The sequence below is a fragment of the Acaryochloris sp. 'Moss Beach' genome (assembly GCF_021497025.1).
Taxonomy (GTDB): Bacteria; Cyanobacteriota; Cyanobacteriia; order Thermosynechococcales; family Thermosynechococcaceae; genus Acaryochloris; species Acaryochloris marina_A.
The window spans coordinates 961,692-975,362 of sequence record NZ_CP071717.1 but is presented as its reverse complement, the minus strand read 5'-3'; the positions used below and the strand labels follow the sequence as shown (position 1 = coordinate 975,362).

The window sequence follows — 13,671 nt, the reverse complement described above, 5'->3', positions numbered from 1 at the left end:
AGACCACTTTTTCTATCTGTTATTCCGATGATTTTCGTAAGCATCTTGTAAAAAGGCTTGAATTTTATTCAGTTCAAAGCGGTCTGACCAATGCAAGATTTTCTGGCAAAAGGATTGACATTCTGGATGGGTAAGATGAATCGCTAACAGTTCATCTTTGATCTCAAATATACTACCTTTATTTGCCATATCTACTAGTTTCTCTAAGGTATCCTTGGGTGGATAAACCACTTTTAAAGGCTGTTTTTTTCCCTTGACTGAGTAGTTGTGTACGTCTAGAGACGGCCTCCCTCCATCAACCCTCGGCAATTCTAGCTGACCATTGATCAGACTCTGTTGAGCAATGGTCGAAGCGTATCTGATAGTCTGGGTTGCTTCAGATATCATTTCTGGCGAAGCAACCTCCCTTTGCTCAGGTGAGGGGGTTAGCACTTCATAAATCCAGTCTAAATTGAGCTGTTCAGAAAAGATTTGAAACAAGGCTTGGGCATCAATGGGTTTAGCTAGAAATGCATCGCTGCCCACGTCTAATGCTTGCTGTTGGTAGACCGGATCGACGGAGGCTGAGGAAACGATGAACTTGAGGGTTTGGAGATCTGCATCATCCCGAATATGCCGTAATAGCTTAAAACTATCCATCACTGGCATGGATATATCCGTTAACACCAAGTCGGGGTGATTGCTGAGTTTATTTAGAGCCTCTAAGTCATCATGAGCGATATCGACCTTAAACCCGAGGGGTTCCAGGAGGTTGCAAAGCATGACGACATTGTCTTCATGAGCATCCACAACGAGAATCCGCTTGCGCTCACCTTGGTAGCCGATAATGCGATCCTGGTTGTTAAAAATGGACTGATATCGGACCCCATTCTCGATCAGAGGGAGGTTAATCATAAAGGAGAACTCGCTCCCTATTCCCACTTGGCTTTTAACCTGAATGCTGTGACCCATAAGCTGGACAAGGCGTTGACTGATGGCAAGTCCCAAACCGGTGCCTTCCGCCCGCCGATCGCGAGATCCAACTTGTTCAAAAGCATCAAAGAGTTTGGAGAGATCAGTCTCAGCAATGCCAATTCCCGTATCCATTACCTGAAATAACAGTGAAGCCTCCGTTTCAGTGGTGTTCAAAACTTCGACTTGTAGGGCAACCGCTCCATGATCCGTAAATTTGATGGCATTGCCTAATAAATTGATCAACACTTGCCGCAGACATTTTTCATCGACACTCACCCCTCCCGGTAGGTCATGACTGGGTTCATAGACAAAAGCGATGCCTTTTTGCTGGGCTTTGATCTTGCATATTTCAACAACACTTTGAAGCACAGCAGGCAAATAGGTTTCAGCGGGTGCAAGTTCCAGTTTTCGAGCTTCGATTTTGGCCAGATCTAAGATGTCGTTTATAAGGCTGAGTAAATGTGAGCCACATTGGTGGATGACGGTAATGCCGTGGTGCTCCTTGGCATTCAGGGTGGTAGAACGATTGAGAATTTGGGCGTAACCCAGAATGCCATTCAGGGGTGTACGGAGTTCATGGCTCATATTGGCCAGAAATTCACTTTTCGCCAGGTTGGCACTATCCGCTTGTTCCTTCGCAATTTGGAACGCCTGGGTTCGTTCCTCAACTTTTTGCTCTAGGGTGTGGGAGTATTCTGCTAGCTGCTGATTGGCCTGTTCAAGATTGTCTTCAGCCTGTCGCCGTTGGGTGACATCCACGGCCATAGAAATCACCGTTCGACGACCATCGGGTAAAACCCCTAAGGGAGCGGAGCTAAACTGCCAGAGACGTGGATCACCATCCTGGGTTCGAATGGTAAATTCACCTTCTTCCCAGCGAGAGGTGAGGGTATACTTTTTGGCCATCACCTCTTTGATTACTCTGGCAGCATCTTCCCCATAGGCATACTGTGCCCAATCTTGAGTGGTAGGAATGTCGGCATGGCTGTAACCCGTCAACTCGGTCCAAGTCGCATTGATTTGAAGAACTTCACCATCTTCGGCATGGAGCATGATGGGGAAAGGGGCACCTTCAATGGCTCGCCGAAATCGTTTTTCACTAAAGCGTAGATTAGCTTCAGCAGCTTTGCGATCGCTGATATCTAGGGCAACGCCATCCCAAACGATATCGCCATTATCTAATTGTTCTATTCGAGCAATCAATTGAATCCAGCGCAGCCCTTTGTGGGGCAATAGAAGGCGGCATTCGACCGGGGTCGATTGCAAGGTTTCAGCAGATATTTGGGCCTCAGCCTTGACTAGGGGAAGGTCATCGGGATGGACTCTTTCCCAAAGCTTGCTGGCATCTTGGAGTGCCGCTTCTGGTTCCACTTCATATATTTCTCTGACCTGGGAACTGATATACGTCAGCTTATTCTGACCATCAGGATGCAAAACATAGCGATAAATCATCCCCGGTATATTCTCAGTCATGCGTCGAAATTGAGCTTGACTGTCTTTTAGGGCGAGTTCTGCGACTTTGCGATCGCTAATATTTCGAATCATCGCTAGATATTGGGAATTCCCATCCGGCATCTGCACGAGGGTTACTGTGGTGGATGACCAGACAACCCTACGATTTTTGCAAACATATCGCTTTTCGGTAGTGAAATGACTGACTTTGCCACTGTCAAGCAACTGCATCAGTCTGCCAGATTCTTCTACATCATCCGGGTGGGTCAAATCGGCGGCAGTCATCGTTCTGAGTTCGTCTGGAGAATAACCCACCATCTCGCAGAAATAACCATTTGCCCGAGTAATGATGCCGTCTTGCACATCACTTTCAGCAATGCCAATGGCAGCTTGCTGAAAGGCTGCATTGGAGCGGGCTTCGCTGAGTTGAAGGGCAAGTTCTGCCCATTTGCGATCGGTGATATCGACAATGACACCTTCTACGTATTGGAGTTGGTGTTCAGCATTAAAAATCCCCTTTCCCTTCTCAGTCACCCAACGAACTGAGCCGTCTCGATGGAGGACACGATACTCCATTGAAAAGGGGTGATGTGCAGTCAGCTCCTTGTTAATGGTCTGATTAACCTGCTCCACATCATCGGGATGGATAATGCTGACATAGGTGCGGTTGAGATTATTGATAAAGTCCGAAGCGGGATAGCCAGACAAGACTGTAATGGCATCGCTCATAAACTCCATGGTCCAATTCGCATCGTTTTGGCAGCGGTAAACCGCGCCATCAAGATTTGAGAGCAGATTACGAAATTTAGTTTCGCTTTGTCGCAGGGCATCCTCAGCTATTTTGCGATCGCGAATATCTCTGACAATTTTGGACGCCCCAACGACCTCACCCTGCCTATTCACTAAAGGGGAGATGGTGACTGAAAGATCAATCGGATAACCCTCTTTGTGGAGGCGAACGGTTTCAAAGTTCTCGATACACTCTTTATTCTGAAGACGAGCAATAATGTGGGGTTCTTCCTGGAGTCGATCTGGTGGAAACAGCATTAAGATAGATTGTCCCAGTGCCTCAGCTTCCGAATACCCGAATAAATTTGTGGCAGCTTGATTCCAGCTCGTGATTATGCCATCTAAGCTCTTCGTCAGAATCGCGTCATTTGACGACTCAACAACGGATGCAAGCAGGCGGGAGTTTTCATCGGCTTGTTTATGATCGCTAATATCTCGCATGATCGTTGAAAAGTTCTCAACGGTTCCATCTGCGGCTTTATGGGCAATCACAACTTGTGAAACCGGTATCTCATTCCCCTCAGCATCTAAGGCGGCTAGCTCTCCAGACCAACTCCCCTTCTGAATGGCTGTAGGAAGTACTTCCTTCACTACTAAGTCATTCACCCAGTGCGGATGAAAGTTGGAAATACATCGTTGACTTGGCTCAGCTAGATCTGGTCGAAGATTGGCCAACTGCTGGTTACACCACACGTCCTCCCCTTTAGCATTAGAAATGCCAATAAAATCAGGGGTTGCTTCAAGAACGGCTATGAGGCGGACCTGTTCTTGTTCTAGCTGCTTACGTTCGCTAATATCTCGAACCACACTATGGAGAATCATCTCTGATTGATATTGGATGGGGGTGAGGGTAATTTCTACCCAAAAGTTTTCTCCATTACTATGCCGAGTGAGCCATTCAAACCTTAAACCTCCTCCTTGTAAGGCCTCTTGATTTAACCGTGCCATTTTATCTGCAGAAAGCTGACCATCAGGCTGCCGCTCAGGAGAAATCTGATGAGGATGAAGCGCTAATACTTTAGACTTACTGGCATATCCGAGGAGGTTAAGGGCAGCCTGGTTACAGTCAATAAATCCTTGTTCGCCCAATAAAAAGACTGCATCTGCGGTTTGGTCAAATAAGGTTTGAAGACGTCGTTCCGAGACAGCCAAATGTGTGGTTCTATCCTTCTCTAGCTCATACAGACGAGCATTTTCAATCGCGATGCCTGCTTGGGCACAGAGAAAGTTGAGGACGGTGATGCGATCGCATGTAAATACCCCCGACGCCAATTGATTCTGCAAGTACAGTAGACCCGTCAAATGGCCTTGATGCAAAATCGGTAAACATAGAATACTCCGGGGTTGGTGGGTTCCCAGATAGTTGTCAATAATGGGTAAATCGGTTTCTAAATTATCGACAACCAGAGCTTCTTGAGTATTTTTAACGAACTGAATCAGTTGCAGGGGTAGATCCGGATACTCACCAAGGGGAACTGAGGACAGTTGTATCGTTTTAGGCGTCGCAGTAGCTCTGATAAGCCAAGTGTCATCAGCTTCGGGGAGTAAGAGCACCAATCGATCTGCACCTGAGTTTTGCAGCATCATTGGGGCGAGTTTTTCTAGCAATTCATCCAGGTGTAGACTTTCTGAAAGGGCTTGGGCACCTTGGAGAATTGCAGCAAAATCAAACGTCGCATTGAGGTTGGTCTGGGTTGAGTAGGCTGAAGTAGAAGAGTGAATGGATAGGTTGGGTGCGCCAAGTTTTGCAAGGGTGTCCAGTGGGTGGGAAGAGCGAGGTGTTTGCTGCAGGATGGGTTGGATTAATTCGGGGTAGCGTCGTTCAAGATCATCCGTTTTTGCTTGAGCGCCCCATCGGGCATAACAGTGATAGGCCGCTTGCATATAAGTTGAGGCTATTTTTTCCTTGCCCCACTCCAGATAAAACTTAGCGGCTAGCTCATTAGCAAGCGCTTCTTCTTGCAGATATTCATGTTCCTTCGCTCCGAGAATTGCTTGTTCATATTTCTCAAGCGCTTCTAATTTTTGGCCTTCATAACGGTATTTCTCTGCCGCGACTAAGTCCCAACGATGCTGATAATTCATCGGCGCTGAAGTGGCCCATTTCTGCAGCTTGGTCTGATTATGATTCACCCGCTTTAAAACAGAATCTTGGTCCTGTATGGATTTATCCCCGCCTAAATGGGCTAGAGAATCATACATCAGCAGGAGACAAACCGTTGGAGTCCCCTGCTTAGAGACAATATATGGTTCAATCTCGGTTAAATATTGAATTGCTTGTTGATATTCACCAAACCAATAGTTCAGAACAATCTTATGGAAATAGAAGAAGCGCAACGTTTCAGCGTCATTATTTTGATGATGAATGGGTAAACTGATCGATTCATCATAGGCACTTCCACAAAGTACAGTCGGATCTTGACTCCTACCGATGAGGTTGAGTACTGACTGCTGAACCATATTGATCCAATATTGACCAGTAGATTGCTGGACTCGCTCTAATTCATGACTATATTTTTTGAATTCTATATTAAGAGCGTTCAAGTCTTGGCTAACTAGATAGGAAAATAAGCAATATCCGGCAATGCAATAAGCTGAAAACTCAAAATCTCCTACCTCTATACCGCATTGAAAACCTCGCATTAAGTCCGGCAAAGAGTCTCTAGTATGTGATTTTAAGGGTTTGATAATGTACGCAAAAATATTAATGACCTTGGCTTCAAATGACTTGGCATCAAGCTTGCTGATTAGGGCCATTGCCAGATGACCATAATCAGAGGCTGCCTCAATATCATCTATCACAGAAAGCATAATCATTGCATATAAACTATATGCAATTGAGGAAGCCTCTGTATTGCCATACTTAAGAGATAAATAAACGCTTTTAGCAACCACTATAGGGAACAGTTCTGGGTTTACCTGAAAGCAGGTAACCGACATTTTTCCTAAAGTTCTTAGAGCGATCTCTTGAGATGGGTCATCTATCACCCTTAGATTCACTAAATCTTCTATAGACCGCCCAGCCCGGATGTGATTGACGGAGTGAATTGCATTTTCTATGATTTTTTCATCAGCTATATTTGAAAACTCTATCCCCACTGCATTCAAGAAGTTTTTTGAAATATCAAATGCGCGTTGAGGTTGGTTCTGACTCTGATATATCTGTGTTCTGATTTCATAGGAATTAGCACAGTCAACTATAGAGTCAGCATGCTTCTCTACTAATCTAGAAATAGATTCTGCTGTATCAAGATTGCCAGACAGAAAAGCAGATTTTGCACCCAGATCGCAAAAATCTAAACTCAATTGATAGTGGGTATCCCAAGCTGTTTTAGATAGAAATTCTCTGCCTATTTTTGAATATTCAAAAGCAGCATCATAAGCTGTTGATGCTAAGGCTTTATGGGTAGCTTCTAAATTAAGTATTGCCAATTGATAACGTTCATCTGGTTGCTTGACCAACTCAGCTCCAAGATTGAGGTGGTTAACAATGTCGAATATTTTTTCATCTCTTTGACTATCTGATAGTTGTGCCAATAACAAACGGCCAATCTTTAAATGGATTTTATGGATCTCTTGAGGTGAAATTAACAGATATGCAGCTTGTTGGACCCGATCGTGAACAAATCGATAATCAATCGTGATATCTCGTTCCATTTCCAGGATGCGGTGGTTCCCAGCCATGAACTTATAGGTTTGACTTTCTGGGAGCACCAAGCCGAGCTGCAACGATGGCCATAAAGCCTTGGCGATATCCTCCTGAGATTTCTTACACACGGTAGCTAGGGTTGCCAAGTCAAACTGATTTCCCATGCAAGCCGAAATTTTTAATACGTCCTGAGTCTCCTCGGGCAACTGTTGCAACCGTCCGACCATGAATTCCACTACATCGTTGGTAAGGGTTAGTTGCTGCAATTGCGTCAAATCACACTGCCAATGGGCAGCATCACAATCAAAGATGATCTGTCCATCACCATGGAGTCTCTGCAAAAATTGGGTTGTAAAAAAAGGATTTCCCTGGGTTCTTTGATAGATCAATTGGGTGAGGGGAAATGCAATGTTTGGGGTGCATAATAAAGCATCCGCGACCCATTGATTGATATGGCCAAGGTGCAACGACTGTAGGGTAAGGGTATGGAGAACAATATTTTGTTTGTCCAGTTCATCGAGTGTCAATATCAGTGGATGGGCTGGATAAACTTCATTATCTCGGTAGGCACCGACTATCAGTAAATGGCCTATCTCCGACTCTGCCATCAACCGTTTGAGAAGGGTAAAGGAGGTTGAGTCTGCCCACTGCAAGTCATCCAAGAAAATAACTAAAGGATGCGCTTGTTTAGCAAAAACCTGAATAAACTTGCTAAAGAGGAGATTAAAGCGATTCTGGTTTGCGGTTCCAGACAATTCTGGTACGGCAGGCTGCTCCCCCATAATGCGTTCTAACTCAGGAATCACCTCAATTAGAACCTGGCCACTTTCACCCACAGCCGCTAGAATTTTGGCCTGCCAACTCGATAATTGAGCATCCGATTCCCCTAAGAGTTGCCTCATCAGGCTACGGAAGGCTTGCACAAACGCAGAAAAGGGAATATTTCGATTGAATTGATCAAACTTGCCCTTGATGAAATAGCCATTTTTCTGGGTAATGGGCTTATGGACTTCATTGACCACCGCCGTTTTGCCAATGCCAGAGAAACCCGCTACCAACAATAACTCTGAATTCCCCTCAGCTACCCGTTCAAAGGCATCTAGCAAGCTCTGAACTTCCGCTTCCCGTCCATAGATTTTTTCGGGTATCAAGAAGCGATCGCATACATCCCTTTTACCCAACTCAAACCGTTCAATTCCTCCCTGCTCCGTCAACTGCGTCAGACACCGTGCCAAATCATGCTTCAATCCCAAAGCACTCTGATAGCGATCTTCCGCATTTTTAGCGAGGAGCTTAGCCACGATATTCGCCACAGCCTCTGGCACCCCAAACTCCCCTAGAGAAGGGGGCACCTGAGCAATATGGCAATGTAGCCATGCCATCGGTTCATCTGCTTGAAAGGGCAGTTGTCCCGAAAATAGTTCAAACAGCGTTACGCCTAAGCCATAAAAGTCACTTCTAAAATCAATCCCTCGGTTCATACGGCCTGTTTGTTCTGGGGCCATATAGGCTAAGGTGCCTTCTAGGGTATTGGGGTTTTTGATCTCTTGAGTCTCTTTGGGTAAGAGGGAAGCAATCCCAAAGTCAATGAGTTTAACCTGCAGCGTTTGGGGATGTATCAGAATATTGGCAGGCTTGATATCCTTGTGTAAAACCCGCTGTTGACCGAGGTAATGCAGAATCTCGGCCAATTGTAGGGCAACCCTTAACCCATCTTTGAGAGCAACAGAAACCTGTAAGAATTGTGAAAGTGGAATCCCCTGTATATCTTCCATCACTAGGGCATAGGTCTGGTCGTAAGACTCTAGGCCAAATGTTGTGATAATCCCAGGATGATCCAGGTTGTGACTAATGGCGAATTGATTACGAAAGGCGAGGTGATCAGAAAATCTTAAGACCACTTGAGGAGGCGTGGTTTTGATGACAACAGACTGTTGATCAATGGTCCGTAGGGCCCGATAGACCTGCGTCTTCTGTCCCTCGTGCAGCATCTCAAGGGGAGTATATCCGCTCAAACGAGCACTTGGAGTCAGGCGCATGTCAGAAAGATCCATTTTCCCCACAAGGTCCATTATTCTTGAGCATGCCCAGAAAGGTGTTTTTTCAACCCTATTTCCCGACGCAAGCTAGATTATTATTTGGAGTTGAGTATTGCTCCATCTCCCAACCCATTGCTGACATGTTCCGGCTCAATGTCAGCGAATCGCCCTGCTACTCTCAACTTTCTTCAAGCCTGAGAGCCTCTGCCCCTGTGTGCCCCGTCTCTTGATATGCACTTTTATCAGCTCTATGGTTTGATTTTTCAATCAACCTTTTGTATTCCAGACTTGCCAGATTTATCCCCTACAGGGCAGCATCCAGACGTCACTATCCAGTGGGTAACGGATGGCTGTATCCATGACTTTATCCCCCAAGCCGTTGCCCAACAGCCCATTGCTCTCCAAGTTGACCCAACGGACGCCTTAGTATACGTGCGAGATATCGGCGTTTTTATCGTTCAAGGGGGGTGCAAGATCGTACTGGTTTCTGCCCAAAATGCAGAACAGGAACCGATCTGTCAGGCATTGCTGGGAGTCGTGCTGGCCGTTCTTCTGTATCAACGAGGACTCTATATTTTGCATGCGAGTGCCGTCACCATCCACAACATCGCCATTGCCTTTCTGGGAGATTCAGGTGCGGGTAAATCTTCGGCTTTGGCCGCATCTGTCAGTCAGGGATTTATCGGTATAACGGATGATTTAACGGCTATTCACATCAATACCGACAATGCCTCACTCTATTCTGGTGTTCCCAGAATGAAGTTATCTGCCGCTGCCGCCGCTCAGCTGCAGTTGGCCCCCTCAACACCGACTGCTGAAGAATCTGCATTTGCATTTTCGACAGCTAGCCCATCCGAAGCCTATGACCTCCAAAATTTATACATCTTGGAATATGGATCAGACTGGTCCATAGAACCCGTTCCCCAGCAGCAAGCCATTATTGAATTGCTGAGATTTTCCGGTTTAAAGTCTGTGTTATCGGTTCGTGACCGTCACCATTTCAAGCAAGCTGCTCAATTGGCAAAGCGTGTAAATCTATATAGACTGCAGCGCCCACGAGACTTGAACCAGCTCTCTCAATCATCTGAATTATTAAAAGACCATATCAGGAGTACCCATTCTGAGAAATATTCGCTAGAGTATGAAGTGGTAAAATAGAGTTCCATCGCGGAGTAAGTGAAATTAGCATGAAAAAAGCTTGGACTTCCCCTAAATTAGAAATTCATGGAGCGATTGAAGAATTAACCCAAGTCAGTATGAATGACTTGCAGAAGATGGGTCCCTTCGCACTTCCTGATCAAGCTTATGACCTATTGGCTAGTCTAGGCGGTCTAAACTAAGCCTCGTCATTGTCCTTCTGGATTAATAGCTTCATACCCTTGCCTAGCAAATGTTTTGCTAGATGCCTTTGCCTTCTGAAATAGTGCTTATTTCCAGTGAAAAGCGATTAAGACTTTGAATAACTCTATTTATCTCCTTCGCCTGTAATAGGTGAAGGAGATTTGTTTTGTCTGTATACCTAACCCAAATCACTACATTGTCTCCATCACCTCACGGTTGAGTCTTCGCTGTTTGGCCAAATAAGACTTTTCTCTTTTCATCGGTCATTGTGGCTGATTGGCTAACCTGCTTGCCTTTCTCATAGGCAGTGACGGTGGCAGGTCTGTTTTCAATGTGCTGAAACCACCGATCAATCTCGGGAAAGTCATCTAACTGTTGGCCTTGCCATTTGTAGGGTACAACCCATGGATAACAAGCCATATCGGCAATAGAGTAGTCCCCCGCAATAAAGTCTTTGCCTTGGAGATGCTGATTCAAAACGCCATATAACCGATTCGTTTCATTCACATATCGGGTAATGGCATAGGGAAGTTTCTCCGGCGCATATTGGGAAAAGTGATGGTTTTGCCCGGCCATTGGCCCTAATCCCCCCACTTGCCAAAACAGCCACTCCTGGACGATATTGCGTTGCCGTATGTCTTGTGGCAGAAATTGCCCGGTTTTGGCTGCTAAATACAACAAGATAGCGCCAGATTCAAAGACTGAAATAGGTTCACCGCCATCGGCCGGGTTCAGGTCAATGATGGCAGGGATACGATTATTGGGAGAGATTTTGAGGAATTCTGGCTGAAACTGATCCCCCGCGCCAATGTTGATGGGCTTAATCTTGTATTCCAGCCCGGCTTCCTCTAGGAATAGGGTTATCTTATGCCCGTTGGGGGTGGGCCAATAATACAGCTCAATCATGGTAAGAGGTGGGGCAATTGCGAGGGGAGTGATGGCATATGACCTACCCTTGTTTAGATAAGGGCGACGATCATGTGCAGATGCTAACTTATTCTTCTGGAGAAGATAGAGCGGTTGCAGCCAGAATCATTAATCCTGCCGCAGCCACAAATGGCCCGAGCAATTTCACCCAAAAAAAGGTTTGCTTGATGCTATAGGCAAATAAATAAATTCGTAAATTCGTAAACGTATTGGGCACAACTGAGATTTTGGCAATGTCGCCTCGCAGGATTTCAGATTGCTTAAAGACAATATGGTGGCCTATCGATGTCTTACTCCAGAGGAAGTAAGCAAGTACCCCTAAGATTAAAGATAAGAAGACCGTGATGGGTGCTTTGCCTTGATCCATTCCTGGGTGAAATTTACGTGTTTATCCATGGGGTGATGCATCTCCCCCTCTTATGATAGTCATAATTATCCATCCAGATGGGGGTTAGGAAAGAAGTGAATAGGTATCAGCATGGGACTTTGAATTTATGGAAAGATACCCCATAATCGCAATACTGGTCTGTCAGAAACACGATACCCCTAGATAAGCTGAATCTTTTGAAAGCTATGGCTGACAACGAGCTAGAATCTGCTTTTCAGCATCAATACATCACCACAAATCAGGTGCGGTTACACTATGTGACCCAGGGAGAAGGGCCATTAATGCTAATGCTGCATGGCTTTCCTGAATTTTGGTATTCTTGGCACCATCAAATTCCTGTCTTTGCCCAGGATTATAAGGTCGTGGCCTTAGATATGCGAGGGTACAACGAGAGTGAAAAACCCCAAGATGTCAGTGCCTACTGCATGTCAGAACTGATTAAGGATGTGCAGGGGGTGATTCAAGGGCTGGGTTATGATCAGTGCATCTTAGTGGCCCATGATTGGGGTGGTGCGATCGCATGGCAATTCGCCTATGCCCACCCAGAGATGCTGCAAAAACTGATCATCATGAATTTGCCCCATCCCGCCAAGTTCCAGGAAGCGCTACGAAGTAATCCCCAACAGATGATGCGAAGCTGGTATATCGGCTTTTTCCAAATGCCGATGCTGCCGGAACTGATGTTTCAAGCTAATGACTACCGTGCGATCGCATCCATGTTTGCAGAACGAGCAACTAACAAAAGTGCGTTTAGCCCTGAAGATCTAGAAGCCTACAAAGACGCGGCTGCCAAGCGGGGTGCCCTCACCGCCATGATTAACTACTATCGCAGTAACCTCGATATGCTCCTGCAGCCCAAAGATTGGGGAATCTTGGACGTTCCCACTCTGCTGCTATGGGGGGAAGATGACTTTGCCTTGGGTAAGGAACTTACTTATGGCACTAAAGACCATGTTCGTAATTTAGAACTGCACTATCTCAGTCAGTGTAGCCACTGGATCCAACAAGAGCAGCCGGAGCTGGTCAACCAATATATGCGCACCTTTCTGATGGGTTAAAACGAGTGGAATCCCACGAAAATATCACTATTGCTGAATATCAGGCCACTGCCAACAGCTTCCGAGAAGGAACTTGGGACCATGATGTCTCCCAAAATCGACAGGTGTTAATGAAATGGATGCCCCGTAATCCAGGTCGCATCCTAGATTTAGGGTGTGGACCGGGTCGCGATCTTGTGGCATTTAAGGCTGAAGGACATGAGGTTATCGGTCTGGATGCTACTCCTGCTTTTGTGGAAATGGCTCAACAAACGGGCTGCGAAGTATGGCAGCAAACTTTTCTGGATCTAGATTTGCCTGAGTGCTACTTTGATGGGGTTTTTGCCAATGCGTCTCTGTTGCATGTTCCCCAAACATCAATGGAGTCGGTACTCCAAAACTTATGGCAGTCCTTGGTAGAGGAAGGGGTGATCGTTCTATCCATGGCACGAGGCAATCAAGAAGGTTTTGTGAATCGTCCTTCGGGTCAGCGGTTTGTATCCTATTGGGAATATGAAACCCTCGCTCCTTTGGTGCAAGCAGCAGGATTCACCATAACGGATCACTATTACCGACCACCGGGACTGCCCAAAGATCAGCAGTCCTGGGTGGTGATTGTAGCGGTTAAGTCTCAGTCAGAAGGCTGATGGTGCTTGGCTAAAAATCGATCGAGCTGATTGGCAAACAGTTGCCGATCCCGTTGATTTAATGCGGGTGGCCCTCCAGTGACCAATCCACCTTCTCGCATCTCTTCCATAAAGTTACGCATGGCAAGCCGTTCCCGCATATTGTTTTGCGTATACAGTTCACCTCGGGGGTTTAAGGCATGGCCCAATTTTTCGATTACAGCAGCGGCAAGGGGAATGTCAGCCGTGATTACTAGATCCCCTTCTTGCATATGCTCAACAATATGGTTATCAGCGCCATCAAAGCCGGCTGGGACTTGAACAGCATTGATGTAATCGGATGCAGGCGGATTGATATATTGATTCGCGACCAAAGTCAGGTGAATTTTGACCCGCTTGACCGCTCGATACAGAATTTCTTTGATCACATTCGGGCAGGCATCGGCATCAACCCAAATTTTCATGATTT

Annotated in this window: 8 protein-coding genes; 4 read left to right on the top strand and 4 right to left on the bottom strand. The window is 46.0% G+C overall.

Annotated features, from left to right (window positions below; all coding sequences use genetic code 11):
• Window positions 1-12: 12 nt before the first annotated feature.
• Window positions 13-8,883, bottom strand: coding sequence for a PAS domain S-box protein (locus HRE53_RS04520; protein WP_235109227.1), 8,871 nt, complete (start codon window positions 8,881-8,883; stop codon window positions 13-15).
• A gap of 231 nt (window positions 8,884-9,114) precedes the next feature.
• Between HRE53_RS04520 and HRE53_RS04515 the strand changes: the two genes are divergently transcribed.
• A complete protein-coding gene (locus HRE53_RS04515; protein WP_235109226.1) occupies window positions 9,115-10,041 on the top strand; it encodes a hypothetical protein in 927 nt (308 codons plus the stop codon).
• A 29-nt stretch (window positions 10,042-10,070) separates the two neighbouring features.
• On the top strand, window positions 10,071-10,223 hold the full coding sequence (locus tag HRE53_RS04510) for a hypothetical protein (RefSeq protein ID WP_212662396.1): 153 nt from the start codon (window positions 10,071-10,073) through the stop codon (window positions 10,221-10,223).
• 211 nt (window positions 10,224-10,434) lie between these two features.
• Here HRE53_RS04510 and HRE53_RS04505 read toward each other — a convergent pair whose 3' ends face one another.
• Window positions 10,435-11,130 carry a glutathione S-transferase N-terminal domain-containing protein gene (locus HRE53_RS04505; protein WP_235109225.1) on the bottom strand — a complete coding sequence of 232 codons (696 nt, stop codon included), beginning with the start codon at window positions 11,128-11,130 and terminating at the stop codon, window positions 10,435-10,437.
• Between the two features lie 88 nt (window positions 11,131-11,218).
• Complete coding sequence (locus HRE53_RS04500) at window positions 11,219-11,518, bottom strand: hypothetical protein (RefSeq protein WP_235109224.1); 300 nt, start codon at window positions 11,516-11,518, stop codon at window positions 11,219-11,221.
• 206 nt (window positions 11,519-11,724) lie between these two features.
• Here HRE53_RS04500 and HRE53_RS04495 point away from each other — a divergent pair, with 206 nt between their 5' ends.
• Both HRE53_RS04495 and HRE53_RS04490 read left to right on the top strand, forming a co-directional pair.
• On the top strand, window positions 11,725-12,597 hold the full coding sequence (locus tag HRE53_RS04495) for an alpha/beta fold hydrolase (protein ID WP_235109223.1): 873 nt from the start codon (window positions 11,725-11,727) through the stop codon (window positions 12,595-12,597).
• A gap of 5 nt (window positions 12,598-12,602) precedes the next feature.
• Window positions 12,603-13,223 (top strand): bifunctional 2-polyprenyl-6-hydroxyphenol methylase/3-demethylubiquinol 3-O-methyltransferase UbiG, encoded by a 621-nt coding sequence (locus tag HRE53_RS04490; RefSeq protein WP_235109222.1) that lies wholly within the window; start codon window positions 12,603-12,605, stop codon window positions 13,221-13,223.
• Here the strand turns inward: HRE53_RS04490 and HRE53_RS04485 are convergent.
• A complete protein-coding gene (locus HRE53_RS04485; RefSeq protein ID WP_235109221.1) occupies window positions 13,208-13,666 on the bottom strand; it encodes a YaiI/YqxD family protein in 459 nt (152 codons plus the stop codon). The genes HRE53_RS04490 and HRE53_RS04485 overlap by 16 nt on opposite strands.
• Window positions 13,667-13,671: the final 5 nt, after the last annotated feature.